The following is a 25,449-nucleotide window of genomic DNA, read 5'->3' on the forward strand; positions in this document are numbered from 1 at the left end:
GTCCGGATCACAGCGACTCGCGTGCCCGTTCCGCACAAGGCTGTCTAACCGGCACGGCGGTGCACCTTGGCGCGCGATCTCTTCTCGATGTACATCCGCTGGTCGGCGGACTGCAGCACTTCCTCGACGGACATACCGCACACCGCCCAGCCGATGCCGAAGCTCGCCCCGACCCGGACCGCCCTCCCGTCGACCCGGATCGGCGGGATGATCGCGTTACGGAGCCGTACGGCGAGGTCGGCGGCGTCGGCCGCGCCGAGGCCGTCGGCGAGGACGACGAATTCGTCACCCCCGAGCCGGGCGACGGTGTCCCCGTCGCGCACGCCGGTCGTGAGCCGGCGTGCGACCTCGATGAGCACGGCGTCGCCGGTGTTGTGCCCGAACCGGTCGTTGATCGACTTGAAGCCGTCCAGATCGCAGAAGAGGACGGCCAGGCCCTTGGTGCCGTCGTCGTGCTCGCCGTGCGGTGCGACGGCATGCACATGGGGGTCGTAAGCCCCGCCGGGTGCCTGGACCTCGAAGTTGAAGCCGTCGCGGTGGAACCCGCGGTCGCCCGCGGGCCCTTCGTCGTAGCCGCCCGCGCCGTAGCCGGGCACATATCCGGTCTGCCCGGGGTGCTGGCCGTAGGCGGCGTCCAGCGCCTCCACCGGACCGGAACGCGGCGTCTGGGGCCGCTCGCAGATCCGGGCGCTGAGCCGGGCGCGCAGCTCCGCGTTGTTCGGCAGGCCGGTCAGTGCGTCATGGCTGGCCCGGTGCGCGAGCTGCAACTCGTGCCGCTTGCGCTCCTCGATGTCCTCGACGTGGGTGAGCAGGAAGCGGGGTCCGTCGGCGGTGTCGGCGACGACGGAGTTGCGCAGCGAGACCCAGACGTACGTCCCGTCGCGCCGCCCGAGCCGCAGCTCGGCACGGCCGCCCTCGGCCGAGGTCCGCAGCAGCATGCCGACGTCGTCCGGATGGACCAGGTCGGCGAAGGAGTAGCGGCGCATCGCGGAGGCGGGCCGGCCGAGCAGCCGGCACAGGGCGTCGTTGGTGCGCAGCAGCCGCCCGTGCTGGTCGCCGCCCATCTCGGCGATGGCCATGCCGCTCGGCGCGTACTCGAAGGCCTGCCGGAAGGATTCCTCGCTGGCGCGCAGGGCCTGCTGTTCCCGCTCCAGGCGGACCAGTGCGCGCTGCATGTTTGCTCGGAGCCGGGCATTGCTGATCGCAATCGCGGACTGCGACGCGTACATCTGGAGCGCTTCCTGGCCCCAGGCGCCCGGACGGCGGCCGTTGCGGGGTTTGTCGACCGAGATCACGCCGAGGAGCTCCCCTCCGCCACCCGAGGCGTACATGGGCGCGTAGAGCCTGTCCTGGGGGTGCCACTCGTCCTCGAAGCGAGGTTCGGGCCCTTCGGTGTACCACTGCGGAACGTCGTCCTCCAGGAGCACCCAGCCCTCGGTGTGCGGTATGAACCGGAGCTCACCCCAGGCCTCGCCCATGGACAGCCTGCGCTCCCAGGAGGCACGGGAGCCGACACGGCCGGTGATCAGGGCCTCGGCCGCGGAGTTACCCGCGAAGGCGGCGACGACGAGATGCCCGTCGGGGCGCACGAGATTGACACACGCCAGCTCGTAGCCGAGTCCGGCGACAATGCCGTCGGCAACGGTCTGCAGCGTGTCCGCCAGACTGCGGGCCGTATTGAGCTCGGCCACGACCTGATGCAGCTGCCGCAGGGTCGCAAGACGGACGTACGGCTCCGACTCGGTCTCCATCGCTCGCTCTCCCCGAGACCTCGACAGCTAACGTGACTCCAGGCTTCTCATCGGTCCTCTCGATACTCTGTCCCCGCCACTGAATCACAGCGCGCTGCCCACTCGGTACACAGGGTCAACAAATACCGCCCTCTGTGACTCAAGTCACATTAGATGAAGAAGGGTCAGATCGGGTGACGGGCGGCCATGTGTGATTCTTGAACGCAAATCCGAAACGGTTCCCGGGACCGTGGTCCTAGGTCCTGGCTCGTCCCATGGCCCGATGTGGCCGCGACGGGGACGAGGTTAGCGTTCCGGGTGTGCTCCCGACGACTGCAGTCCCCCGCGACAAGGCCATCCCCCATGCTGAGGGGGTGAGCAACGACGAGTTCCGCGCCGCCATGTCCCGCCTGGCGGCGGGCGTGGTGCTGGTGACGGCACACGAGCCCGAGCTGAGCGAGGACGGTCCGCGCGGCGACGACGTGGGCATGACGGCGACCGCGTTCGTGTCGGTGTCGCTGGACCCGCCGCTGGTCATGGTGAGTCTGCGCAACGGCTCGCGCATGGACGACCTGCTGGCGGAACAGCCCCTGTGGGGCGTCTCGCTGCTCTCGGAGAACCAGCGCCAGATCGCGGGCCGGTTCGCGATGAAGGGACGGATCAGCGACCGGCTGCTGTTCGAGGACATCCCCTGGACGCGCGGCGAGGTGTGCGGCGCGCCGCTGGTGGAGGGCGCGCTGGCCGTGCTCGAGTGCCGCACGGAACAGCGGGTGGAAGCCGGAGACCACACACTCGTCATCGGCCGTGTACTCAAGGCGGGGCTGCCGGGCGGGGACGGCGGCCCGCTGACGTACTTCCGCGGCCGCTACCGCCACCTGGGCTGAAGCGGGTCCGCCACGGCAGGGACGGGTGAACCACGGGTCCACCACGGCGGGGACGGGCTGCCCGCTTCCGTCACCAATCGCGGCCGCTGCGGCCGCGCTTCGTCTCCGCCCGCTGCTTCTTCTCCCGCAGACGGCGCTCGTTGATACCCCGGGGGATCTTCGTGGCGCGGCGTGGACGCGGCGGCGGCGCCGAGGCCTCGGCCAGCAGCGCGGCCAGCCGCACCGCCGCCGCCTCGCGGTTGCGCCACTGGGAGCGGTGCTCCGACGCCCGTACGGTGACCACGCCGTCGTGCAGCCGGGAAGCGAGACGCTCCAGGGCACGCGCCTTCCAGACCTCGGGCAGCGCCTGCGTCGCCGCGAGGTCGAAGCGCAGCTCCACCTGCGAGTCGCTCGTGTTGACGTGCTGGCCACCCGGGCCCGACGAACGGGAGAAACGCCACATGAGCTCGGCCTCCGGGAGGGAGACCGAGCCGCGAATGAGATAGGGCCCGGACATGCATCCCATGGTCGCGCCCGTGAGCGACGCCCGTCACCTTCTTTTCTCCTGGAACCTCGCCGTGCTTCGTCTGCGTTATGGAAGGTGACGGTAGCTTCGGGGGCACATCGCACCACCGCACCCGAAGCCCGACCGCACCACACTCGACCAGGAAAGGGACATCCCCATGGCTGTAAGCCTGTCCAAGGGCGGCAACGTCTCGCTCACCAAGGAGGCACCGGGCCTGACCGCCATCACGGTGGGCCTCGGCTGGGACGTCCGTACCACCACCGGCACCGACTTCGACCTCGACGCCTCGGCGATCGCGGTCAACACCGGCGGGAAGGTCGTCTCCGACGGCCACTTCGTCTTCTTCAACAACAAGTCCACGCCGGACCAGACCATCGTCCACACCGGTGACAACCGCACGGGTGAGGGCGGCGGCGACGACGAGCAGATCAACGTCAACCTGCAGGGCCTGCCGGCCGACGTCGAGCGCATCGTCTTCCCGGTCTCCATCTACGACGCCGAGACCCGCACCCAGAACTTCGGCCAGGTGCGCAACGCGTACATCCGCATCGTCAACCAGGCCGGCGGCAGCGAGATCGCCCGCTACGACCTGAGCGAGGACGCCGCGACGGAGACCGCGATGGTCTTCGGCGAGCTCTACCGCAACGGCGCCGAGTGGAAGTTCCGCGCGGTCGGCCAGGGTTACGCCTCGGGCCTCGTGGGCATCGCCCAGGACTTCGGCGTCAACGTCTGACGCACGGCTCCTTCGCGGACACCGACGCCCGGCCGGGGTCTTCCGGCCGGGCGTCGTCCGTATACGGGCAGCGGGACGGAGCCGGAGAGCCGTACCGCCGGACAGCCGGACAGCCCGGACGACTCCTCAGGGCTTCTCGGGCTTGTCCTTGCCGTACAGCCAGGTGTCCCACAGGGCCGTCAGGTCCTTGCCCGACTTCTTCTCCACGTACGCGGTGAACTCGTCGGTGGTGGCGTTGCCGTGGCGGTGCTCCTTCGCCCAGCCCTGCACGATCTCGTAGAACTTCTCGTCGCCCACCGCCTGGCGGACCTTGTGCAGCACCATCGCGCCCCGGCCGTACACCGGATCGGCGAGGAAGTGCTCGGTGTCCGGCTGCCGCGTCGGCGGGAACTCCCAGTTCGCTTCCGTGTCGTAGGCCTCCCGGAAGCTCTCGCTCGCCGGGACGTTCTCGAAGTCCTCGGCGTACAGCCACTGCGCATAGGTCGCGAAGCCCTCGCTCAGCCACACGTCCTGCCAGGTCCTGGGCGTGACGGAGTTGCCGAACCACTGGTGGGCGATCTCGTGGACGAGGGTCTCGGTGTCGAAGGAGTCCTCCGGGAAGAAGGGACGGCCCTGGGTCTCCAGGGCGTAGCCGGCGTCGTGGGCACGGTCGACGATCGCGCCGGTGGAGGAGAAGGGATAGGGGCCGAAGTTGTACACGGCCCAGTCCATGAGCTCGGGGATGCGTGCCAGCAGCTTGGCGGCGCGTGGCGCCACGGTCCTGTCCACGGCCGTGTAGACGGGCACGCCCCCGTCCGCCGGACGGGCCGACTTGGTGTCGTATTCACCGACGGCGACGGTGGCGAGATAGCTCGCCATGGGCTGCGCGGAGCGCCAGACGAAGGTGGTCCGCGCGCCGTCGGCTGTGGCCCGCCGCGAGCGCAGTTCCCCGTTGGAGACGGCCGTGAGCCCCTTGGGGACGGTGACGGTGATGTCGTACGTCGCCTTGTCGCTCGGGTGGTGGTTGCCCGGGAACCACGCCATCGATCCCGTCGGCTGGCCGAGTGCGACCGCGCCGTCCGCTGTCTTCAGCCAGCCTTCCTTGGACTTGTCGGGGTCGGTGATGGTGAGCGGAGTACCCGAGTAGCGCACGACGGTACGGAAGGTGCTGCCCTTGCCGATCTCCTCGCGCGGACGCAGGGTCAGCTCGTCGTCCGCCCGGTTCACGGCGGCGGGGGCCCCGTCGACGGTCGCGCTCCGGACGGTCATGCCGTGGAAGTCGAGGTTGAAGGCGCTCAGGTCCTGGGTGGCGCGTGCGGTGATCGTCGTCGTGCCCGACAGCTTGTTCGTCTTCGGGTCGTAGTCGAGTGCGAGCTCATAGTGACGCGCGTCGTAGCCGCCGTTGCCGAGCCGGGGGAAGTTCGGGTCGCCCGCACCTGCGCCACCCGTCTTCCCCGCGCTCCCCGCCCCCGAGCTCTGGGCCGCGGTGCAGGCCGTGCCGCCGAGGGCGATCAGGGCGACGACCGGAGCGGCGGCACGGAGGAGGGATCGCTGATACGGAGACACACCAGCAATCCTATGCCGGGAATATCCCATTCCTCTCGTCAGATCTCGATCTCCACGTCCGTCAGGGGATAGGCGACGCAGCTGTGCGTGTAACCGAAGCGCTCGTCGGCCATCCGGAGCCGGGCCTCCTGTGCCGTGTGCACCTCCCCGCCGACGACACGGACCACGCACATGCCGCACTCGCCGGAGCGGCACGCGGCCTCGGGGCGCACACCGTGGTCCTCCAGGGCATCGAGCAGCGGCCGGTTGCGTGGCGTGCGAAAGCGGGTACCTCCGGCCGAGACCACCACCTCCTCCGTGCCGTCGACGTCGGCCGGCCAGTGCGGCTGGGCCTCGGGGCGGGCCGGTGCACCGTTGGCCTCGAAGCGGATCCGGCGGCGGGGATGGCCGAGCAGTGAGAGCTGTTCGAGCACGTACGGATACATCGCCTGCGGCCCGCAGACGTACACCATCCGCTCCCCCAGTGGACCGGCCAGTTCGCTGATCGTTCCCGCCGTGAGCAGACCGCCGATCACGTGGTCCACGCGGATCCGGTCGGGGTGTGCGGCGGCGAGGGCGTCGAGTTCGTCGCGGAAGAGGACATCGCCGGCGTCGCGCGAGCCGTACACCAGGTGGAGTCGGCGCGGCAGAGCATGGTCGGCGATGTCGCGCAGCATGCTCATCGCGGGGACCACGCCCGAGCCTCCGGCGAGGAACACGAGATCGTCGCCGTGGAACAGCGGGTTGTGGTGGAAGGTACCCAGGGGGCCGGTGGTGGTGAGCCGGTCGCCGACGGCGAGGGTGTCGACGAGCAGGTTGCCGATCCTGCCCCCGGCGACGCGCCGTACGGTCAGGTCGTAGTGCCCGGTGTCCGCGGGGCTGGAGGCGATGGCGTACGGCCGGCTCGTCCCGTCGGTGAAGACGTTGACGTACTGCCCGGCGAGGAACGGCGGCAGGGGCAGGCCGTCCGGGCGCCGGAGACGGAACGTCCGGGTGCTGGCCGTCTCGGTGCGCACGGCTCCGACGACGAGCTCGAGCCGCTTCGGGTGGTAGCGCTCGACGACCGGCGTCCGGGGCGCAGGTTCGTCGGGGTCCGGCCGACAGGCGCGCCGGTCGATCTCGGCCCGGATGGCGTCATGGCCGTCGTAGAGCTCGGCAATGGGGTGTTTCATGTGCAGGCCCTCCCGCGCTCCTGGACCCTTGTGCTGCGGCCACCGCCGCGGTGGCCCGTGGTCTCGAGCAGCCGGCGGGCAACGGCCGCACCGGACTGCAGGGTCGGCTGGAACCCGCCCATGCCCACCCAGGCACCGGCCAGATGCAGGCCGGGCACATGGCTCTCCACCCCGCTGCCGCCGCCACGGAACAGCCAGCTCTCGGTGGCGTCCTGCTCATAGCCGTAGAACGCACCGCCGGGGTGGCCCAGATAGCGCTCCATGGTCAGCGGGGTGGCGACGTCCACCTCCTCGATCGCGTCCCGTACGCCCGGGGTCACGGTCTCCAGGAGGTCCAGCAGGCCCTCGGCGTAGGCGAATTTGGCACGTGCGTACTCGGCGGGCGGCAGGGCCTGCCAGGCGTCGGCGTACTGCAGCGTCATCAGGCTGACATGGCTCGCCCCCGGCGGTGCGAAGCCGATCGGTTCCACGTCGTACGAGGACGCGACGATCCCCCGCACCGGGTCGAGGCCGCGCATGGAGGCGAACGTGCGGTCGTCGTCCATGTCGGCGTTCACGAAGGTGGTGCTCGCGGTGAAGCCGAGTTCGGCGGGGGTCGCGTCCAGCCCCATGTGCAGGACGAAACCGGAGGTTCCGGTGCGCCGGCCGCGCAGCTCACGGGCGGCGGCGGAGGGGACGGGCAGTCCTTCGAGCATGGCGTAGGTCGCGGGCAGCGAGGCGTTGGACACGACATCCGGGGCGGTCACCCGCTCGCCGGTGTCCAGCCTGACGCCCGCGACGCGGCCGCCGCGGGTGCGGACTGCCAGGACCGCGGTGCTGAAGCGGACCTCACCGCCCGCGCGCAGGAAGGAGTCGAGCAGGGCCCGGGAGAGCATCTGCGAACCGCCGCGGATGTGCCAGGGCTTGAACTCGAGGTAGGCGAACAGGACGAGGGCCAAATCCTGGAACGGCAGCCGGGACGGGGGCAGTCCGAGATAGCCCCAGTAGGCACCGAGCACGGACTTGAGGCGGTCGTCGTCGAAGTGGTCGTCGAGCACGTCCTTGAAAGGACGCAGGCCCTGGCGGAACAGCAGCGGGTCGATCTGCTCGGCGGGCGTCCCGTTCATGGCCGCGACCTGCCAGAACGTCACATCGCGCAGCAGCGCGAAGAACTTCTCGATGCGGGCGCGGTTGCCGGGGAAGGCCGCTTCGAGCGCTTCCGCCGCACCCGCCCAGTCCGCGGGCAGGGTCACGTCGTACAGGCCGGGCACCACGGCGCGGTACAGGTCGCGCTCCTCGACGAACTCCAGCCGGTCGGCGACGCCCAGCTCGGCGAGCAGCCCGCGCAGTGAGAACGCCTGGCCTTCCGCGCCGATCCCGGACAGCTGGTGCAGGGCGACCTCGAACTCGTACCGGCCGCGGCGGAAGGAGGTCGCACAGCCGCCCGGCACGTTGTGGCGCTCGACCAGGAGCGTACGGGCGCCCGCGCGCTGGAGGGTGACGGCCGCGGTCAGGCCCGCGTTGCCGGCGCCGATGACGACCGCGTCGAAGTCGTTCACGACTGTGCCGCCGCGGCCTGCCGGCCGATCTCCTCGAACCGGGCGCCCATGGCCTGCGAGAGCGCCTGGGCGGCGGACAGCGGCCGGACCATGACCATGAAGTCGTCGATGAGGCCGTCGTCGTCGATGTGCAGGAAGTCGCAGCCGTTGATCTCACGGTCGCCGACGCGGGCGGTGAAGACGAGCGCGTGGTCGCGTCCGTCGGCACCGCTGATCTCGCGTACGTAGCGGAAGTCCTCGAAGACCTGGGAGACCGCGGCCAGGATCGCGGCGGTCATCGCCTTGCCGTGGTACGGGCGGAAGGCGACGGGGCTGGTGAAGACGACGTTCTCGGCGAGCAGCGCGGCGACGGCGCCGTGGTCGCCGGCCTCGACGGCTTTGCGGAACGGATGCATGACCGATCCCTCCGGTGGAGTGGGGCCCGGGAGCCGGACCCGCGAGCGGGGTCCGGGGAGCCGGACTGGCTGTGCCTCCGGCCCCACTGACCCATGAATACTCACTTTGTTGAGTAGGTGCGGATGAGAGTAATCACTTCGGTGTTAGCGTGTCCAGGTGTCTCTCAAGTACGCGGTACTCGCCGCCCTCCTGGAGGGCGAGGCGTCCGGCTACGACCTGGCCAAGATCTTCGACGTGTCCGTGGCCAACTTCTGGTCCGCGACGCCGCAGCAGCTGTACCGGGAGCTGGACCGGCTCGCCGCCGACGGGCTGATCGCGGCACGCGTCGTCCAGCAGGAACGCCGCCCCAACAAGCGGATGTTCACCCTCACCGAGGCCGGGCAGGCCGAACTGCGCACCTTCACCGCGACCCCGCCCCGCCCCACGACGATCCGCGACGAACTCCTGGTGAAGATCCAGGCCGTCGACGAGGCGGACCCGGACACCACCCGCGCGCTCGTCGGGGAACGCCTGGAGTGGGCCCGCGGCAAGCTCGCCCGCTACGAGCGCCTGCGCGACTTCCTGCTGAACGGTCGCAGCGAGGACGAGTACCTGAGCACCGCGGACCGCGTCGGCCCGTATCTCACGCTGATGCGCGGACGCGCCTTCGAGGAAGAGAACATCCGCTGGTGCGAACAGGTCCTCGGAATCCTGGCCCGCAGGCACGAGGCGTCCACCGGGCGCCCGGCCTGACCGGACCTCCCGGCCGGGTCCGTGGCACCTGGCATGACGGCCGGGCAGCCGCGCATGACACCATCAAGGCGTGCTCGACATCGGCTACTCGCTCTCCCGCCGCTTCCCGGATCCCCCGCAGACCGACTACAGGCGCGCGGACGTGCACACCCTGCGGCACGACCTGTTCTGCGGAGACGTCTACCTCGCGGACACCGAGGCGGACCGCGAGGTGTCCACAGCCTGGGGATGGGTTCCGGTGCTCGACTTCGCCTGGGCCCTGTGCGACATCGTGGAGCAGCTCGACCACGACCCCCTCGGCAGCCGCGCCTCCCGGCCCCAGTACGCCGAACTGGACTTCACCGAGTCGGCCGACCGCATGCTCTTCGAGCGCCGCTTCGGCTGGGTGGACGTCGAAGCCGACTGGATGCCCGGCGACGAACCGCCCCTCACCTTCGGCCACACCGAACTGCGCCGCGAGGCACGCGACTTCCTGCACGACCTGATCGCCGACCTCACCGACATGCACGACGGCCTCGGCGACAACCCCGTCGTCTGGGATCTGCAGACCCGCTTCCCCCGCACCCCGGAGCGCGCCCCCCGCTGAACCGCCGGGCCCGGCCCGCACACGTCTCGGCCGCCCACCGGACGCTGCGCTCAGCCCTCCACCCGCAGCCCGATCTGCGCCGCCAGCGCCGGTGCCAGATCGAGCAGCTGGGGCCCGCTGATCACCGCACCGGACAGCCGGTCCACCCCCCGCGCGATATCCAGCTCGGCCGCCTGCCGAAGATCCACATCCTGCATCCGCACATCGCTGAAATCCGCCCGCCGCAGAGCACAGTCCAGGAACTCCACACGCACCAGCTCCGCCGCCCCGAAGTCGGGCTCGGACAGGACACACCCCTCGAACACGACGTCCTTCAGTCGGGCCCCGCGCAGATTCAGATAGTCGAACTTCCCTCCCCGCACCACCACACGCTCCAGCACCGCGCCGTGCAGCTGCACCCCGCCCATCCGCGCTTCCACGACCTCCACATCCCGCAGCGACGCCCCCGCGAGATCGGTGCCCACACCCCGCACACCCGTCAGCACCGAGTCGATGAACCGGGCACCGGTCAGCGAGGCCTCGTCCAGCACACACTCACGCAGCGCACAGTCCAGGAACCGCGCGCCGGCCCCCTCCTGGCCGGACAGATCGAGCCCCGCCAGCTCCAGTCCGTCATAGTCCCCGTCGGGCTCCAGCCCGTCCGCGTACGCCCGCAGCGGCGGCAGCCGTACCCCGGGCCGGCGAGCCGCGGCCACCTGTGACTTCCTCGTCCTGTGCGCCATGGGCCCATGGTGACGCACAGCACTGACAAGCGGCCCCGGGCCGCATGCCCCGTCCCCCGGACCACGACCCTGGGACCAGCCGACGACAGGGGCGGCTATCCGCGCCCCGGCCCGCCCCTGTACGACTCGTTCCTCAACACATCGCCTAGATCGCCCAGGGACTCGTCCGACAAATCGTCGTACGCGTCCTCACCAGGCGCCTCCCCGGACGTCTCCCGCGCCCCCGGACGCGTCCCGCCACCCCGCTCACCAGGCGAAGCGGCCCCACCGGAGGACCCGCGATCCGCCGTCCCCGCACGGCGCCGCCTCTCCTCCTCCAGATGCCGCTTCTCCTCTTCCAGATGCTTCCGGATCTGTTCGGGCTTGTCTCCGAGCTGGTCCATGACCATCTCCCTCGTCAGCGCCCCCACCCCCCGGTCACGCGGCCAGACTCACACAGCCCCGCCCGGCCCGCACCCGGAAGCCGCCCCGAGCCCTATGAACGCCGACAGGAACACCGGTCCACCCCGCCCGATCAAGGACACGACCAGCGCTTTCGGCATGTCGACCACGACCGGACCGTACCGCTCGCACATCGCCAAAAACGATCCCGCGCAGTAACGTCCGCCACACACGCACCACACCACCGGGCATCGGCAGGGAACACATGAGCACCGTCAACGGCGGCATATCGTTCTGGTACGCACAGGAAGGCGTCCCCGCCCCCCGGGAGCCCCTGCCCGGCGACACCACCGCCGACATCTGCATCGTCGGCGGCGGATACACCGGCCTATGGACCGCCTACTACCTCAAAAAGGCCGTCCCGTTCCTCAACATCACCCTTCTCGAGGCCAAGTTCTGCGGCTACGGCGCCTCCGGACGCAACGGCGGCTGGCTCTACAACGGCATCGCAGGCCGCGACCGCTACGCCCGACTCCACGGCCACGACGCCGCCGTACGCCTCCAGCAGGCCATGAACGACACCGTCACCGAAGTCGTCGACACCGCCCGCGACGAACACATCGACGCCGACATCCACCACGGCGGCGTCCTCGAGGTCGCCTACACCCCCGCCCAGCTCGCCCGGCTCAGAAACTTCCACACCGTCGAAATCGCCTTCGGTGAAAAAGACCGCGAACTCCACGGCGCCCGTGCCACCGCCGAACGCATCCGCGTCGCCGGAGCCGTCGGCTCCAGCTGGACCCCACACGGCGCCCGCCTCCACCCGGTCAAACTCGTCAAAGGACTCGCCGCCACCGTCGAAGCCCTCGGTGTGACGATCCACGAATCAACACCGGTCACCGAAATCAAACCCAAACACGCCGTCACCCCCTACGGCACCGTCCGGGCCCCCTACATACTGCGCTGCACCGAAGGCTTCACCGCCTCCCTCGCGCACCAGCGCCGCACCTGGCTCCCCATGAACTCCTCCATGATCGCCACGGAGCCGCTCCCGGCCGACGTCTGGGACACCATCGGCTGGGAAGGCCGCGAAGCACTCGGCGACATGGCCCACGCGTACATGTACGCCCAACGCACCGCCGACAACCGCATCGCCATCGGCGGCCGCGGCGTCCCCTACCGCTACGGCTCACGCACCGACAACGACGGCACCACCCAGCCCGCCACGATCGACGCCCTGCGCGCCATCCTGACGCGCTTCTTCCCCCAGCTCGCCGGCGTCCACATCGACCACGCCTGGTCCGGAGTCCTCGGCGTACCCCGCGACTGGTGCGCCACCGTCACCCTCGACCGCTCCACCGGTCTCGGCTGGGCCGGCGGCTACGTCGGCTCCGGCGTCGCCACCGCCAACCTCGCCGCCCGCACCCTGCGCGACCTCATCCAGCAGGACTCCGGCCAGGCGGGCCCCACGGACCTGACCGCCCTCCCCTGGGTCAACCACAGGGTCCGCAAATGGGAGCCGGAGCCCTTCCGCTGGCTCGGCGTCCACACCCTCTACGCGGCCTACCGCTCCGCCGACCGCCGCGAACTCGCGGGCCGCAGCACGGAGACGGACCGCGTCGCGGCACTCGCGAACCGGATCTCGGGCCGCCACTGAAACAGGCGGCCCGATCGGCGAACCAAGGCCCGTCCAGGGTCAGTCCGCCGTATCGGCCGGGTAGTCGGCCTCGAACGCGGAGCGGAACAACGCGGTGACGTCCTGTCCGCTCAGGCCCTCGGCATGCGCCTGACGCATCCATTCGGTGAGGGCCGCGCGCAGGGGCGAGTCAGGGCCGGACTGCGGCTGGGCGAGGGAGCGGGTGATGAACGTGCCCGCTCCCTGGCGCACCTCGGCCAGGCCCGCGCGTTCGAGTTCGCGGTAGGCCTTGAGGGTGGTGTTCGGGTTCACCTTGGTGGTCGCGGCGACCTGGGCGGCGGTGGGCAGTCGATCGCCCTCCACCAACGCCCCCATACGCAAAGCCTGTTCGACCTGACGGACGATCTGGAGATACGTCGCCACTCCGCTGCGCCGGTCGATGCGGAACACGACCACGGACCTCACCTTACGCTCGTTTGACGACACTTTACGTAGGGAACGTGGTGCGCCCTACAGAGGCCGCCGGGAGACCCGCCACAGCGTGATCGCCACGAGGATCGCAGTTCCGGCGAGCAGCACACCTGCTCCGGTCCACTGCATGGCCGCCATCTGGTCGTAACCGAGGTACTCGATGGCGTAGTTGACGATGCCCTTCTCCTTTTCGCAGGCGATCGCGGCCTGCTCGGTCGCCTTGGCACAGGTGCCATAGCCGAAGAGGTCTCCGTCAGCGGTCGCGACCCAGTTGTCCAGCTCGTAGTAGGCACCCAGATGACCGGGCACGCTGTCGGCCAGCGGAAAAGTGACCAAACGGGAAGCGGCCAGGTGCGGGCGCAGTTCGTCCCAGGCGGCCATGGTGGCCAGGGAGAAGACGAACGTGACCACCATGGCGCCGAGCACGCGGCGGATCAGCGCTCCGAACGTGATGCCCGCGGCGGTCAGGAAGAGGGTGAGTGCGGGCAGCACGGGGCCGGTGTTGTCGAAAACCGCCCCGTCGTACCACTGGTTGGGGAAGACCGAGCGGTGCGGCTCCCACCACCAGGTGAACAGAGCCGAGAGCAGCAGACTGGGGGCCAGGGCCATCGAGAAGCACAACGTGAGCTTGGCGATCAGCCACCGGCTGCGGGACACGGACTGGGTGGTGACCAGCCGCACCGTGCCGCTCTCCTGATCGCCCGCGATCAGCGGCGCCCCGAGGAAGACGGCGAGGACGAAGGGCAGGCCGCCGAGGGCGAGAACGATGTAGGAATAGACCTTGCTGCCCGTGATCGACGGTTCGGCGTCCTTCGCCGGCCAGCCGGCCGCGTCGAGCAACTGGATGAACTCGCTGCGCTCGTACACGATCAGGGCCGAGCACAGGAGCATCACGGCGAGGACGCAGTACAGCGCGGCGCGGTGCTGGCGTACCACGACCCAGGCCAGGCCGCGGAACACCCTTGGCCGGGAGCGGAGTTCGGTGGTGGTGCGGGTCAGGGTGGTGCTCATGCGGTCCTGGTCCCTTCGGCCTCGATGTCTGCGCCGGGTGTGTAGAGCGGGGGTGCGTCCGGTGCGCGGAGATGGGCGAGCAGCACTTCTTCCAGGCTCGGTTCGGAGATCTGCCAGTCGCCGTCGACCGGGCCGTCCCGCCGCACCAGCGCCTGGAACTGCCGGCCCTGGACACGCTTCTCGATCACCGTGTGGCGGGTGAGTGCGGCCGGGAGGGAACCGTCCTGGGTCACCCCGGTCACCACGGAGTGGGCCGGGACCAGCGCATCGGCGTCACCGGCCAGCCGGATCCGCCCTTCGGACAGGACGAGCAGGTAGTCGCACATGTCCTCCAGCTCGGCGAGCATGTGCGAGGACATCACCACCGTCGTCCCGCGCTCGACGGCCTCCGACATCAGCAGCGAGCTCATCTCGTCGCGGGCCAGCGGGTCGAGGTCGGACATCGGCTCGTCCAGGAGCAGCAGGTCGGGCCGCTTCCCGAAAGCGAGGGCGAAGGCGACACGGGTGCGCTGACCACCGGAGAGCGTACCGATCCGGGCGGACAGCGAGACATTGCCCGAGCGCACGATCCGCTCGGCCGCCGCCATATCCCACCCGGGGTTGAGCTCACTCCCCAGGCGCAGGGTGTCCGCCACGGTGAACCGCTTGAACAGGGGTTTGTCCTGCCCGAGGAACGCGAACTTGGGCATCACGGCCGGGTCGTCGACGGATGCGCCGAAGATGCGCAATTCGCCTTCAGTCGGCTGTACCTGACGGGTCGCCAGCCCGAGCAGCGTGCTCTTGCCCGCGCCGTTGGGCCCTACGAGGCCGCAGATCCGACCGGCCGGCAGCCGGAAGGAGCAGTCGCGCAGGGCCCAGCCGCGACGGTAGCGCTTGCCCAGACCCCGGGCCTCCAGCGCCCAGGCGCCAGAGGTCCCGATCGCAGTGTTGGTGTCTGCCACGCACCTCGCCTCAATTCCATTAGTCAATTAATGGAATCATGGTGTCCTGGGGAAGCGGGTGTCAAGGGACCCCTGCCGCGCCCGAAACGGCTCCGGCGGAACGGGACACGAAGCGAGGCCGGGCGGTCTGGGCACGGCAGCGCGGAGGACGGGACGGTCCCGTACGCGAAGGCAGGACGGGACGGTCCCATACACGAAGGAAGGAAACGGCGGCACTCCGGCAAACGCCTCCGGCATACCGGGGGCGGCCGAGGCCAGAACGGGGGGCCGGACTGCGGACGGCCGGGCAACGCGCACCCACCTCGGCGCCGTGTCCACCGAACAAGAAACCCCCACCACGGAGAAGACCGAGGCGGGGGTATCACCGAGCCCCCTGTCGGATTCGAACCGACGACCTACGCATTACAAGTGCGTTGCTCTGGCCAGCTGAGCTAAGGAGGCATCGCGCATTTTGCTGCCGTACGCGAAGGCTCCCCCACTGTACACAGCCGCCAATTGCCCCGACCACGAGATTCGTGATCTTCCGCCCATGCGTTCGCCGGGAGTACTGACGTGCTGTTTCCGATGATCGACTCGCGGGGGGACGATGGCGGAGAGCGTTACCGGGGTGCAGGCCGTGCGGCTCAGGGAAGAGCTCTGCGGGCGTTGAGCCGGGCGGCCTGGCGCGTCAGGTGGTCGCGCTCGGCGAGGTTGGGGGCCTTGTGGGCCGCCTCGGCGTACAGCCGTGCCGCCGTCGCCAGGTCGCCGTCGCGCTCGTGGAGGTACGCCGCCACCGCGGCACGGCGGGGCAAGGGGTTTTCCCTGCTCGAAGAGCTTGGAAAAGAGGCGTCCAGCGCCGCGAGTGCCGCCAGGCCGGCGCGCGGTCCGTCGGCCTCCCCGACGGCGACCGCGCGGTTGAGCCGGACGACCGGGCTGTCGGTCAGGCGCGTGAGCTCGTCGTACCACTCGAGGATCTGCACCCAGTCGGTCTCCTCGGCGGTGGGCGCGTCGGCGTGAAGTGCCGCGATGGCGGCCTGAGCCTGGAACTCGCCCAGCCGGTCGCGAGCCAGGGCCGCCTGGAGGATCCCCACGCCCTCGGCGATCAACGCAGTGTCCCACCGGCCGCGGTCCTGCTCGGCGAGCGGCACCAGGCTGCCGTCGGACGCGGTCCGGGCGGCACGCCGGGCGTGGTGGAGCAGCATGAGAGCGAGCAGCCCGGCCACCTCGGGGTGGTCGATGCGGGCCGCCAGCTGCCGGGTGAGCCGGATGGCCTCGGCGGCGAGGTCGACGTCGCCGGAGTAGCCCTCGTTGAAGACGAGATAGAGGACGCGCAGCACGTTGGCGACGTCGCCGGGCCGGTCGAACCTTCCCCGAGCTCTTCGAGCAGGGGAGACCCCATGGCCGGAGAGGGTGCGCTTGGCCCGGCTGATCCGCTGCGCCATGGTCGCCTCGGGCACCAGGTAGGCCTCGGCGATCTGGCGGGTGGTCAGCCCGCCGACGGCACGCAGCGTGAGCGCGACCGCCGATGCCGGGGTCAACGATGGGTGGGCGCACAGGAAGTAGAGCTGGAGCGTGTCGTCCACCGCGGACACCGGCCCGGGCGCAGGCTCCCCCTCGACGCGGTCCTCACGCCGGCGGCGGGCGGTGTCGGCGCGCGTCGCGTCGAGGTACTTGCGCCAGGCCACCGTGACCAGCCAGCCCTTGGCATCCCGCAGGGGGTCTCCCTTGATCGAAGAGCTTGGGGAGGGGTCGGCCGTCCACACCCGGAGCGCCTCGACCAGAGCGTCCTGCACGGCGTCCTCGGCCGCCGCGAAGTCGGCTCCACGGCGGACGAGGACGGTGATCACGCTCGGCGTGAGGCTCCTGAGCAGGACCTCGTCCATCAGTGAGGGCACTCCGTGATGGTGGGCGGCGCGGTCAGGAACGGGCGCACCTCCAGCCACTCGTGGATCGGCTTGCCGCCCGCCCCGGGGGCCGCCGACAGCTCTCCGGCCAGCTCGACGGCGCGCTCGTAGCTGTCGACGTCGATGATCATCCAGCCGGCGACGAGGTCCTTGGTCTCCGCGAACGGTCCGTCGGTGACCGGCGGCCGCCCCTCACCGTCGTAGCGGACCCACGCTCCCTCGGGGGCGAGCGCCTGACCGTCGACGAACTCGCCCGTCTTCTCCAGCCGGGCCGCGAAGTCGTTCATGTACCGCACATGGGCCGAGATCTCCTCCGGGCTCCACTGGTCCATCGGCACGTCGTTGACCGCAGCCGGGGCGCCCCGGTAGTGCTTGAGCAGCAGGTACTTGGCCATCGTGGTTCTCCTCGGTGCTCGTGCGACCCATTGTGGTCGCGTTCACCCCTGGGACGGAGCCGGACGCAGGTTCTCGACATCGCCGCCCGGTCTTTTTCGGGCTCTCACGGAACGGCACTGCCACCCGGGACCGTGCCGGTGAAGCTGATCGCGACCCGGGAAAGGCAACCGCTCTGCCTCCGGCTACTGACAGAACCGAAATCGCCAGGTAGCGTCACCTGGAAGTTCACCCTGGTGGACTAGACCCATCCTTCCTTTACTCGGATCGTCCGGCACGTTCCTGCCGGTGAGGGGACCTATCACCATGGCCACTGTCACCTTTGACAAGGCATCCCGGATCTACCCGGGCTCCACCAAGCCCGCCGTCGACGCGCTCGACATCGAGATCGCGGACGGCGAGTTCCTCGTTCTGGTCGGCCCCTCGGGCTGCGGAAAGTCGACCTCCCTGCGCATGCTCGCGGGCCTCGAGGACGTCAACGGCGGAGCCATTCGCATCGGTGACCGCGATGTCACCCACCTCCCGCCGAAGGACCGGGACATCGCCATGGTGTTCCAGAACTACGCGCTCTACCCGCATATGTCCGTCGCCGACAACATGGGCTTCGCGCTCAAGATCGCCGGCGTCGACAAGGCCACCATCCGGCAGAAGGTCGAGGAGGCGGCGAAGATCCTCGACCTGACCGAGTACCTGGACCGCAAGCCCAAGGCGCTGTCCGGTGGCCAGCGGCAGCGGGTGGCGATGGGGCGCGCGATCGTGCGCGAGCCGCAGGTGTTCCTCATGGACGAGCCCCTGTCGAACCTGGACGCGAAGCTGCGCGTGTCGACGCGTACGCAGATCGCGTCGCTGCAGCGCCGCCTCGGGATCACCACGGTGTACGTGACGCACGACCAGGTCGAAGCCATGACGATGGGCGACCGGGTGGCGGTGCTGAAGGACGGTCTGCTGCAGCAGGTCGACACGCCCCGGAACATGTACGACCGTCCGGCGAACCTGTTCGTCGCGGGCTTCATCGGCTCGCCGGCCATGAACCTGGTCGAGGTGCCGATCGCCGACGGCGGTGTGCGGTTCGGGAACAGCGTCGTGCCCGTCTCGCGCGAGGCGCTGTCCGCGGCCGCGGACAAGGGCGACCGGACCGTGACGGTCGGTGTGCGGCCCGAGCACTTCGACGTGGTGGAGCTGAACGGCGACGCGGCCCAGTCGCTGACGAAGGACTCCGCGGACGCGCCGGCCGGTCTGGCCGTGACCGTGAACGTCGTCGAGGAGCTCGGCGCGGACGGCTATGTGTACGGGTCCGCGCAGGTGGGCGGCGAGTTGAAGGACCTGGTGGTCCGGGTGAACGGGCGGCACGTGCCGGAGAAGGGTTCCGAGCTGCACGTGGTTCCGCGGCCGGGTGAGATCCATGTCTTCTCGACGTCGACGGGTGAGCGTCTCAGCGACTGACGCTGTGCGCCCCGGCCCGCGCGGCCGGGGCGCGGCCAGTGCCTTGGGTGAACGGTCCCCTCGCTTCGGCGAGGGGACCGTTCACGCATGCCAGTAAATACCCTGGCAGATCGGACAGTTCGCCCCTGCGCGTCAACACCCGATTCGAAATATGCACTCGAACGATCCCTCGCAAGGGTGACCAAATGTCGCCATATCACTACTGCCCGCTACGCTCGCCTGCGTGACCCACTCAGCCCGCCGTATCGGCCGCACTCTCGCCCTCGTCCTGCCCGTCGTCCTGGTGCTCTCCGGAACTCTCGCGGTCACCAGCGTCCCGTGGGCCGGGCGCACCACCGAGTCGCGGATGCTCACCGCGTCGTCGGAGAACGTATCGGTCAGTTCCAGGTCCCGCGCCCCGCAGGACGTTCTGCGCGACAAGCTGCTCGCCGAGCTGCAGGAGAAAGACCCTGACACCGCGCTGACCCACCTCCAGCGTGAGGTCGAGGAGCGGCCCTCGCTCGCCAGTCACTGCATGACCATTGCCAGGGAGCTCGGCCGCGCGGCGGTGGAGCACTACGGTCCGGCGCGCGCGCAGTCGTACTCCCGGCCCGTGTGCGACACCTCGTTCGCCGCCGGTGTCTTCCAGCAGGCGCAGGGCAGCTGACGCGGCCGGCCGCCCTGTTCACGGGACCCGGCGAAGAGATCCACAAGGCACCGCATATCGTGCCGGTATGCATGTGTATCCGACGCAGGCCGTGGTCCTGGCGGGCGGCCAGGGCTCGCGACTGCGCCCCTACACCGACGACCGCCCCAAGCCGATGGTCGAGATTCCCGGTACCGGGATTCCGATCATCGGCCATCAGCTTGCCTGGCTGGCCGAAGAGGGCGTGACCGACGTGGTGGTCTCCTGCGGGCATCTCGCCGAAGTGCTCCAGGAGTGGCTGGACAGCGCCGTGCTGCCGGTGCGTGTCACCACCGTCGTCGAGGAGGAGCCGCTGGGCCGGGGTGGCGGCCTCAAGTACGCGGCCAAGAGCCTTCCGCACCCCGACGAGCCCTGGTACGCGACCAACGGCGACATCTGGACCCGCTTCTCGCTGCGCGAGATGGCCGCGTTCCATGCCGAGCGGGACGCCGCGGCGACGCTTGCCCTCGCCCGTCCCCGGATTCCTTGGGGTGCCGTGGAGACCGACGAGTTCGGGCACGTGCTCGACTTCATCGAGTCGCCGCCGTCGCCGTATCTCATCAACGCGGGTGTGTACGTGTTCTCGCCGGAGTTCACGGATCTGCTTCCGGACCGGGGCGATCACGAGCGCACGACGTTTCCGAGGCTGGCGCGGGAGCGTGCGCTGGCCGGGTTCCCGCTGCCGCAGGGGGCGTACTGGCGGGCCATCGACACCGCGAAGGACCTCACGGAGGCCGCGAAGGAGCTGGCGGCGCACGCGTCCTGAGACGCGCCCCTTCACCGCACACCCCTTCACTGCACACCTCATGAGTGCGCACCTCTTGAGTGCGCACCCGCCCGTCCTGTGCCACATCCTGAGCGACAGCCGTCCATTTGCGCCCGGGGCCCGAGCGGCCCCGGGCGTCGGCATGCCGCGTCCGTACACCACCGGCACAGAGCCGGCGCACTCCCTGCCGGTGGCCGGGGCCGAGGGCGTCAGCCCAGGAGGCCGCCGATCGGGTTGTGGTTGCCTCCGCCGTTCCCGCCGCCGGTGCCACCGCCACGGGCGGGTCCGTCACCGGGACCGCCGCCCGTGTTGCCACCGCCTCCAGAGCCGCTTCCGCCGGGCCCGGAACCACCACCCGTCGAGGGGACCGAGCTTCCGGACGGGGGCTCGGCCGGCTGCGACTCGTCCGAAGACTGCCCCTGGCGGCCCGCGCCCTGCGATTCGGTGGGGGTGCCTTCCTGTCCGGTGCCCTCGGTCTCCCTGACGGCCTCGGACGGCTCGGTCTCATCGGCCGCGGGGCTGCCCGTCTCGCCCTTGGCCCGTTCGGGCCGCCGCTCGGCCTTGTGGGACGGGCTGCGCTCGCCCGATTCCCTGGGCAGCGGGGAGCCGGGGAGGTGGTTGGTGGGGTCCGCGTTCGGGCCGGGTACGGTCACCAGCTCCGTGGAGCGCACGGCACCGCCCAGGATCGAGCCGACCAGCAGTGTCAGCCCGACGACGACGGCGGCGAGCACCCCACCGCGCCGGAGCACCCGGCGGCGCAGATCCCTCAGCTCGGAGCGCGGGCCGAGCTTGCGCCAGGCTTCGCCGGCGAGACGTCCGTCGACGGAGTAGACGGGGGCGCCGGCGATGATCAGCGGGGACCAGGCGGCGAGGTTCATGATGTCCGGTGCGTCGTAGACCGGGGCGTTACGCCAGCTCACCGTCATGATCAGTGCCGCGGAGAGCAGGGTGCCGACGACGGCGGCGACGCGCTGCCAGAGTCCGAGCACGGTGAGCACGCCCACGACGACCTGGAGAAACGCCACGGTGAGGCCCGCGCCGACCGGGTGCGAGAGGGCGAAGTCACGCAACGGCTCGGCGAGCGCCCAGGGGTCCAGCGAGTGCAGCCACTTGACCATGGAGCCGCGCTCGCCGCCGTCGAAGTAGACGGGGTCGCAGAGCTTGCCCATGCCTGCGTAGATCGAGATGAAGCCGAGGAACACCCGGAGCGGAAGCAGGACCACGCCGAGGTTCATCCGGCGACCCGGGTAGTAGGCGTGGCGCACACCGGCGTCCGCTGCGGTCCCTCGCCGGGGGAGGGGCGGGCCGGCGAAGTCGGGCTCCTCCTCGGCTTCCTGGCCGTACGGCTCGTACGCGTCGTAGGCGCCCTCGGGGCGCCGCATCGGCGGCAGGAGCGGGCCCTGGCCGCCCGTGGCGGGCAGGGGCCTGGTCTCGTCGCCCGAGCCCCCGGCGAGGCCGACCCGTGGGATGACCTGGGTGGCTCCGCCGGTGAGATCGGTCGGGGCGTAGTCCGTCCCCGCGTAGTCCGTGCCCGCGTAGTCCGTGCCCGCGTAGTCCGTCCTGCCGAACTCGTCGGTCCTGCCGAACTCGGACCGTCCGAAGTCCGACCGTCCGAAGTCGGAACGGTCGTAGTCGGCACGGTCGTAGTCAGAACGGCCGTAGTCGGGCCGGTCGAACTCGGAGCGGCCGAAGTCGGATCCACCGAGGTCGGAACGGCCGTAGTCCGCCCCGCCGTAGCCCCGCTCGTCGTAACCGGACCCTGGGTAGCCCGTCCCGCCGAAGGCGCCCGCGCAGCCACCCGCATGCGTGTCCGTGTGCGTGTCCGTGTGCGCGGAACCGGAATTGCGCACGGCCTGCAGGAGACCGGTCGCGCCGGGGTCACCCGGAGCGGATCTCCCGCTCCACACAACGGGCGTACGACGGCGCGTCGTCGTGCCGGTGCCACCGACCGCGGGGATCCTGGCGGTGTCGGCCATCGCACGCGCACCGCGCGTGGCATGGCTCTGTCCGAGCTTCACCCGGAAGCTGGCGTGGTTCACGATGACCTGCGCGGGATCGCAGTTCACCTTGACCATGCTCAAGGGCGTCTCGTCGAACCCGGGCCGGGGCGTTCTGGTGTCCACACTCATCTAACCGAGTGACTTGTCGTTAGGACACTGCCTTGACGGCTCCGGAATGTCCGAGGCCCGTCAAGATCGCCCCATAACCCCAGGCCCGGGAACCCGCGTTCGACCGCGGAACGCCCGTGGCCCGCTTCGGCGAAGCGCACGAAGGGCGTTCGTACGTTCCCGCCGGTCAGCCCCTGCGGCGCGCCGCCTCGTACAGCACCACGCCTGCCGCGACGCCCGCGTTGAGGGACTCCGCGCCGCCCGGCATCGGGATGCGCACCCGGAAGTCGCAGGTCTCGCCGACGAGCCGGGACAGTCCCTTGCCCTCGCTGCCGACGACGATGACGACCGGGCCGCCCAGCGCCTCGAGGTCGCCGATCTCCATCTCGCCGTCCGCGGCGAGACCGACGACGGTGATGCCGGCCTTCTGGTACGCCTCGAGGGCCCGGGTGAGGTTGGTGGCGCGGGCGACCGGGGTGCGGGCCGCGGTGCCGGCGGACGTCTTCCAGGCGCCGGCGGTCATGCCCGCCGCGCGGCGCTCCGGTACGACGACTCCGTGTCCGCCGAAGGCGGCGACGGAGCGGACGACCGCGCCGAGGTTGCGCGGGTCGGTGACACCGTCGAGTGCGACGATCAGCGGGTCCTCACCGTCGTCGAAGGCGGCGGCGGCGAGGTCCTCGGGGTGGGCGTACTCGTAGGGCGGGACCTGCAGGACGAGGCCCTGGTGGTTCAGGCCGCCGGTCATCCGGTCCAGCTCGGCGCGCGGCGCCTCCATCAGGTGGATGTTGCCGCGCTGCCCGGCGAGCTGCAGGGCCTCACGGACCCGCTCGTCGTTGTCGATGAACTGCTGGACGTACAGCGTCGTCGCGGGCACGCCGTCGCGCAGTGCCTCGAAGACGGGGTTGCGGCCGACGACCATCTCCGACGAGCCCTTGCCGCCTCGGCGGGCGACGGGCCGGCGCTGGGCCTGCTTGGCCTTCGCGTTGGCGACCCGGTTCTTCGCATGACCCTTGCGCGCGGAAGCGGGCGGGGTCGGGCCCTTGCCCTCGAGGCCGCGGCGCCGCTTGCCACCGCTGCCGACCGTCGCGCCCTTCTTGTTGGACGTGCGACGGTTCCTGCGCTGGCTGTTCCCGGCCATGACTACCTGTTTCCCTGGATCTCGCGCGCTGTCGCGTGCTTGCCCGCGCCTTCGCGTGGCCACGTCTATGCGCGTCTGCGTCTTCTTCGTGCGTGTATCTCGTGCGTGTGTACGTAACAAAGTGTGCCGCCCGGAGCCCCGGGCGGCACACCGTCGCTGGTCAGCGCGGTCCGAGCGTCCAGCGCGGGCCGTCAGGACCGTCCTCGATGACGAGCCCGGACTGGCCCAGCTGGTCGCGGATCGCGTCGGCCGTGACCCAGTCCTTGCGCGCCCTGGCCGACTCGCGCTGCTGCAGTACGAGGCGTACGAGCGTGTCGACGACACCGTGCAGGTCCTCGCCTCGGTCCGCCTCGCCCGCCCAGTGCGGGTCCAGCGGATCGAGGCCGAGGACGCCGAGCATGGCCCGGACCTCGGCCGCACGTGCGACGGCGGCGTCCTTGTCGTCGGCGGCCAGTGCCGAGTTGCCCTGCCGCACCGTGGTGTGGATGATCGCGAGCGCCTGCGGCACCCCGAGGTCGTCGTCCATGGCCTCCGCGAAGGAGAGCGGCACCTCGGCGGCGGGCTCGACGACGCCCCCCGCCTTCTCGGTGACCCGCTGGACGAAGCCCTCGATGCGCGCGAACGCCGACTCGGCCTCGCGCAGGGCCTCCTCGCTGTACTCGATCATCGAGCGGTAGTGCGGGGTGCCCAGGTAGTAGCGCAGCACGATGGGCCGCCACTGCTTGACCATCTCGCTCACCAGCACCGAGTTGCCCAGCGACTTCGACATCTTCTCGCCGCTGAGGGTCACCCAGGCGTTGTGCACCCAGTAGGTGGCGAAGTCGTCGCCGAAGGCCTTGGCCTGCGCGATCTCGTTCTCGTGGTGGGGGAAGACCAGGTCGATCCCGCCGCCGTGGATGTCGAAGGCGCTGCCCAGGTACTTGTGCGCCATGGCCGAGCACTCGAGGTGCCAGCCCGGACGCCCCCGGCCCCAGGGGGTCTCCCAGGACGGCTCGCCGGGCTTGGCGGCCTTCCACATGGCGAAGTCCCGCGGGTCACGCTTGCCGGTCTCGCCCTCGCCGGACGGCTGGAGCAGATCGTCGAGGTCCTGGTTGGACAGTTCGAGATAGCCGGGGAAGGAGCGCACGTCGAAGTAGACGTTGCCGTCGGCCGCGTAGGCGTGGCCGCGCTCGATGAGGCCGCGCATCATCTCGACCATCTCGGTGACATGGCCGGTGGCGCGCGGCTCGACGGTGGGCGGCAGGCAGCCGAGGACGTCGTAGCCCCTGTTGAAGGCGCGCTCGTTCTCGTAACCGATCGCCCACCAGGGCCGGTTCTGGAGAGCCGCCTTGGCGATGATCTTGTCGTCGATGTCCGTCACGTTGCGCACGAACATGACGTCGTAGCCGCGGTATTGGAACCAGCGGCGCATGATGTCGAAGTTCAGCCCCGACCTGATGTGCCCGATGTGCGGGGCGGACTGCACGGTGGCGCCACAGAGGTAGATCGAGACACAGCCCGGCGTGAGCGGGACGAAGTCGCGGATCTGCCGGGCGTTGGTGTCGTACAGCCGAATAGTCACCACTCAAGAGTAGTGGCACGGCAGTGGTGCCCCGCGCCCCTCGGGGGCGCGGGGCCGGATTGTGACCACGGTGCCGCGGGCGGCTCAGGCGAGGGCGCCGACGACCTTGCGCGGGGTGATCCGGACGACCACGCGGGGCGCGTCCTCACCCGACGCCGGGTTGAACTCGGCATACGGCTTGCCGGTGTACTTGATGGACAGGTCGTTGATCAGCTCCTGGCCGCCCTCGCCGGTGAGGGCGGCCGTGCCGCGGATCTCGCCGTAGGTGTACGGCTCGTCGAAGGGCTGGACGAGCACGGTCACCCGGGGGTCGCGCCGCATGTTCTGCTCCTTGCGGCGTCCGACGGTGGTGGAGACCAGCAGGTCGTCGCCGTCGCGCTTCACCCAGACGGGAGACACCTGCGGGCTTCCGTCGGGCTGGATGGTGGCGAGGTTCACGAACTGGGGCCGGTCGAGCAGTGCCTTGAGCTTGTCGCTGAGCGAGGCGGTCACGCTGCTGTCCTCCTGAAACTCGGTGCACGCGGTGCGCAG

The 25,449-nt window shown here is 70.3% G+C and carries 24 protein-coding genes and 1 tRNA gene; 8 read left to right on the forward strand and 17 right to left on the reverse strand.

Translation table 11 applies throughout. The annotated features are described in order from the left end of the window. Positions 1–44 precede the first annotated feature (44 nt). Positions 45–1,751, reverse strand: a complete 1,707-nt coding sequence (gene cdgB / locus ACTWOL_RS17130) for a diguanylate cyclase CdgB (protein ID WP_474297600.1) — start codon at positions 1,749–1,751, stop codon at positions 45–47. Positions 1,752–2,104: 353 nt separating this feature from the next. Here cdgB and ACTWOL_RS17135 point away from each other — a divergent pair, with 353 nt between their 5' ends. Further along, positions 2,105–2,614 carry a flavin reductase family protein gene (locus tag ACTWOL_RS17135; protein WP_474297601.1) on the forward strand — a complete coding sequence of 170 codons (510 nt, stop codon included), beginning with the start codon at positions 2,105–2,107 and terminating at the stop codon, positions 2,612–2,614. Positions 2,615–2,684: 70 nt separating this feature from the next. Here ACTWOL_RS17135 and arfB read toward each other — a convergent pair whose 3' ends face one another. Beyond that, complete coding sequence (gene arfB / locus ACTWOL_RS17140; protein ID WP_474297602.1) at positions 2,685–3,110, reverse strand: alternative ribosome rescue aminoacyl-tRNA hydrolase ArfB; 426 nt, start codon at positions 3,108–3,110, stop codon at positions 2,685–2,687. A gap of 166 nt (positions 3,111–3,276) precedes the next feature. Between arfB and ACTWOL_RS17145 the strand changes: the two genes are divergently transcribed. Beyond that, complete coding sequence (locus tag ACTWOL_RS17145) at positions 3,277–3,852, forward strand: TerD family protein (RefSeq protein ID WP_474297603.1); 576 nt, start codon at positions 3,277–3,279, stop codon at positions 3,850–3,852. Positions 3,853–3,978: 126 nt separating this feature from the next. Here ACTWOL_RS17145 and ACTWOL_RS17150 read toward each other — a convergent pair whose 3' ends face one another. Genes ACTWOL_RS17150 through ACTWOL_RS17165 form a run of 4 tightly spaced genes read right to left on the reverse strand, consistent with a single transcriptional unit; the run spans position 3,979 to position 8,481 of the window. After that, a complete protein-coding gene (locus ACTWOL_RS17150) occupies positions 3,979–5,397 on the reverse strand; it encodes a M1 family metallopeptidase (protein ID WP_474297604.1) in 1,419 nt (472 codons plus the stop codon). Positions 5,398–5,435: 38 nt separating this feature from the next. Beyond that, the gene (locus tag ACTWOL_RS17155) at positions 5,436–6,548 is read right to left on the reverse strand and encodes a 2Fe-2S iron-sulfur cluster-binding protein (protein WP_474297605.1); all 1,113 of its coding nucleotides are present in this window, start codon (positions 6,546–6,548) and stop codon (positions 5,436–5,438) included. Next, positions 6,545–8,086, reverse strand: a complete 1,542-nt coding sequence (locus ACTWOL_RS17160) for a phytoene desaturase family protein (protein ID WP_474297606.1) — start codon at positions 8,084–8,086, stop codon at positions 6,545–6,547. The genes ACTWOL_RS17155 and ACTWOL_RS17160 overlap by 4 nt, the downstream gene beginning before the upstream one ends. Continuing rightward, positions 8,083–8,481: a nuclear transport factor 2 family protein gene (locus ACTWOL_RS17165; RefSeq protein ID WP_474297607.1), complete on the reverse strand. Its 399-nt coding sequence runs from the start codon at positions 8,479–8,481 to the stop codon at positions 8,083–8,085. Before ACTWOL_RS17165 ends, ACTWOL_RS17160 begins: the two co-directional genes overlap by 4 nt. A gap of 157 nt (positions 8,482–8,638) precedes the next feature. Here ACTWOL_RS17165 and ACTWOL_RS17170 point away from each other — a divergent pair, with 157 nt between their 5' ends. Then, positions 8,639–9,214, forward strand: coding sequence for a PadR family transcriptional regulator (locus tag ACTWOL_RS17170; protein ID WP_474297608.1), 576 nt, complete (start codon positions 8,639–8,641; stop codon positions 9,212–9,214). 70 nt (positions 9,215–9,284) lie between these two features. Next, complete coding sequence (locus ACTWOL_RS17175; protein WP_474297609.1) at positions 9,285–9,800, forward strand: hypothetical protein; 516 nt, start codon at positions 9,285–9,287, stop codon at positions 9,798–9,800. A gap of 50 nt (positions 9,801–9,850) precedes the next feature. On the opposite strand, the gene ACTWOL_RS17180 is transcribed toward ACTWOL_RS17175, so the two are convergent. Next, on the reverse strand, positions 9,851–10,522 hold the full coding sequence (locus ACTWOL_RS17180; RefSeq protein ID WP_474297610.1) for a pentapeptide repeat-containing protein: 672 nt from the start codon (positions 10,520–10,522) through the stop codon (positions 9,851–9,853). 646 nt (positions 10,523–11,168) lie between these two features. Here ACTWOL_RS17180 and ACTWOL_RS17185 point away from each other — a divergent pair. Then, complete coding sequence (locus tag ACTWOL_RS17185; RefSeq protein WP_474297611.1) at positions 11,169–12,560, forward strand: NAD(P)/FAD-dependent oxidoreductase; 1,392 nt, start codon at positions 11,169–11,171, stop codon at positions 12,558–12,560. Positions 12,561–12,599: 39 nt separating this feature from the next. Here the strand turns inward: ACTWOL_RS17185 and ACTWOL_RS17190 are convergent, their stop codons facing one another. From ACTWOL_RS17190 to ACTWOL_RS17215, 6 genes are all read right to left on the reverse strand, one after another. Next, positions 12,600–12,995 (reverse strand): GntR family transcriptional regulator, encoded by a 396-nt coding sequence (locus tag ACTWOL_RS17190; RefSeq protein WP_474297612.1) that lies wholly within the window; start codon positions 12,993–12,995, stop codon positions 12,600–12,602. A gap of 54 nt (positions 12,996–13,049) precedes the next feature. Further along, positions 13,050–14,021 (reverse strand): hypothetical protein, encoded by a 972-nt coding sequence (locus ACTWOL_RS17195; RefSeq protein WP_474297613.1) that lies wholly within the window; start codon positions 14,019–14,021, stop codon positions 13,050–13,052. Continuing rightward, complete coding sequence (locus ACTWOL_RS17200) at positions 14,018–14,962, reverse strand: ABC transporter ATP-binding protein (protein ID WP_474297614.1); 945 nt, start codon at positions 14,960–14,962, stop codon at positions 14,018–14,020. Before ACTWOL_RS17200 ends, ACTWOL_RS17195 begins: the two co-directional genes overlap by 4 nt. Before the next feature lie 367 nt (positions 14,963–15,329). Beyond that, a tRNA-Thr gene (locus tag ACTWOL_RS17205) sits at positions 15,330–15,403 on the reverse strand. A gap of 182 nt (positions 15,404–15,585) precedes the next feature. Beyond that, complete coding sequence (locus ACTWOL_RS17210) at positions 15,586–16,824, reverse strand: RNA polymerase sigma factor (protein WP_474301180.1); 1,239 nt, start codon at positions 16,822–16,824, stop codon at positions 15,586–15,588. Beyond that, entirely contained in the window at positions 16,824–17,240 is a 417-nt protein-coding gene (locus ACTWOL_RS17215) for a YciI family protein (protein ID WP_474297615.1), read from the reverse strand. The genes ACTWOL_RS17210 and ACTWOL_RS17215 overlap by 1 nt, the downstream gene beginning before the upstream one ends. A gap of 304 nt (positions 17,241–17,544) precedes the next feature. On the opposite strand from ACTWOL_RS17215, the gene ACTWOL_RS17220 reads away from it, so the two are divergent. From ACTWOL_RS17220 to ACTWOL_RS17230, 3 genes are all read left to right on the forward strand, one after another. Further along, the gene (locus tag ACTWOL_RS17220) at positions 17,545–18,681 is read left to right on the forward strand and encodes an ABC transporter ATP-binding protein (RefSeq protein ID WP_474297616.1); all 1,137 of its coding nucleotides are present in this window, start codon (positions 17,545–17,547) and stop codon (positions 18,679–18,681) included. 223 nt (positions 18,682–18,904) lie between these two features. Further along, complete coding sequence (locus ACTWOL_RS17225; RefSeq protein ID WP_474297617.1) at positions 18,905–19,327, forward strand: hypothetical protein; 423 nt, start codon at positions 18,905–18,907, stop codon at positions 19,325–19,327. A gap of 67 nt (positions 19,328–19,394) precedes the next feature. Further along, positions 19,395–20,111: a nucleotidyltransferase family protein gene (locus ACTWOL_RS17230; RefSeq protein WP_474297618.1), complete on the forward strand. Its 717-nt coding sequence runs from the start codon at positions 19,395–19,397 to the stop codon at positions 20,109–20,111. A 209-nt stretch (positions 20,112–20,320) separates the two neighbouring features. Here ACTWOL_RS17230 and ACTWOL_RS17235 read toward each other — a convergent pair whose 3' ends face one another. The 4 genes from ACTWOL_RS17235 to ACTWOL_RS17250 form a co-directional block, all read right to left on the reverse strand. Next, the gene (locus ACTWOL_RS17235) at positions 20,321–22,240 is read right to left on the reverse strand and encodes a DoxX family membrane protein (RefSeq protein ID WP_474297619.1); all 1,920 of its coding nucleotides are present in this window, start codon (positions 22,238–22,240) and stop codon (positions 20,321–20,323) included. Positions 22,241–22,406: 166 nt separating this feature from the next. Continuing rightward, positions 22,407–23,357: a 23S rRNA (guanosine(2251)-2'-O)-methyltransferase RlmB gene (gene rlmB / locus ACTWOL_RS17240; protein ID WP_474297620.1), complete on the reverse strand. Its 951-nt coding sequence runs from the start codon at positions 23,355–23,357 to the stop codon at positions 22,407–22,409. Between the two features lie 160 nt (positions 23,358–23,517). Then, a complete protein-coding gene (cysS, locus tag ACTWOL_RS17245; RefSeq protein WP_474297621.1) occupies positions 23,518–24,918 on the reverse strand; it encodes a cysteine--tRNA ligase in 1,401 nt (466 codons plus the stop codon). An 84-nt stretch (positions 24,919–25,002) separates the two neighbouring features. Then, entirely contained in the window at positions 25,003–25,410 is a 408-nt protein-coding gene (locus tag ACTWOL_RS17250; protein WP_474297622.1) for a PPOX class F420-dependent oxidoreductase, read from the reverse strand. Between the last annotated feature and the right edge of the window lie 39 nt (positions 25,411–25,449).

It is taken from the genome of Micromonospora sp. IBHARD003, assembly GCF_056106285.1.

Coding starts and splice junctions, on each gene's coding strand:
- arfB (WP_474297602.1), bottom strand. CDS start 3,110: ATGTCCGGGCCCTATCTCATTCGCGGCTCGGTCTCCCTCCCGGAGGCC.
- ACTWOL_RS17180 (WP_474297610.1), bottom strand. CDS start 10,522: ATGGCGCACAGGACGAGGAAGTCACAGGTGGCCGCGGCTCGCCGGCCC.
- ACTWOL_RS17155 (WP_474297605.1), bottom strand. CDS start 6,548: ATGAAACACCCCATTGCCGAGCTCTACGACGGCCATGACGCCATCCGG.
- ACTWOL_RS17145 (WP_474297603.1), top strand. CDS start 3,277: ATGGCTGTAAGCCTGTCCAAGGGCGGCAACGTCTCGCTCACCAAGGAG.
- ACTWOL_RS17230 (WP_474297618.1), top strand. CDS start 19,395: ATGCATGTGTATCCGACGCAGGCCGTGGTCCTGGCGGGCGGCCAGGGC.
- ACTWOL_RS17215 (WP_474297615.1), bottom strand. CDS start 17,240: ATGGCCAAGTACCTGCTGCTCAAGCACTACCGGGGCGCCCCGGCTGCG.
- cdgB (WP_474297600.1), bottom strand. CDS start 1,751: ATGGAGACCGAGTCGGAGCCGTACGTCCGTCTTGCGACCCTGCGGCAG.
- ACTWOL_RS17210 (WP_474301180.1), bottom strand. CDS start 16,824: ATGGACGAGGTCCTGCTCAGGAGCCTCACGCCGAGCGTGATCACCGTC.
- rlmB (WP_474297620.1), bottom strand. CDS start 23,357: ATGGCCGGGAACAGCCAGCGCAGGAACCGTCGCACGTCCAACAAGAAG.
- ACTWOL_RS17220 (WP_474297616.1), top strand. CDS start 17,545: ATGGCCACTGTCACCTTTGACAAGGCATCCCGGATCTACCCGGGCTCC.
- ACTWOL_RS17195 (WP_474297613.1), bottom strand. CDS start 14,021: ATGAGCACCACCCTGACCCGCACCACCACCGAACTCCGCTCCCGGCCA.
- ACTWOL_RS17165 (WP_474297607.1), bottom strand. CDS start 8,481: ATGCATCCGTTCCGCAAAGCCGTCGAGGCCGGCGACCACGGCGCCGTC.
- ACTWOL_RS17185 (WP_474297611.1), top strand. CDS start 11,169: ATGAGCACCGTCAACGGCGGCATATCGTTCTGGTACGCACAGGAAGGC.
- ACTWOL_RS17235 (WP_474297619.1), bottom strand. CDS start 22,240: ATGAGTGTGGACACCAGAACGCCCCGGCCCGGGTTCGACGAGACGCCC.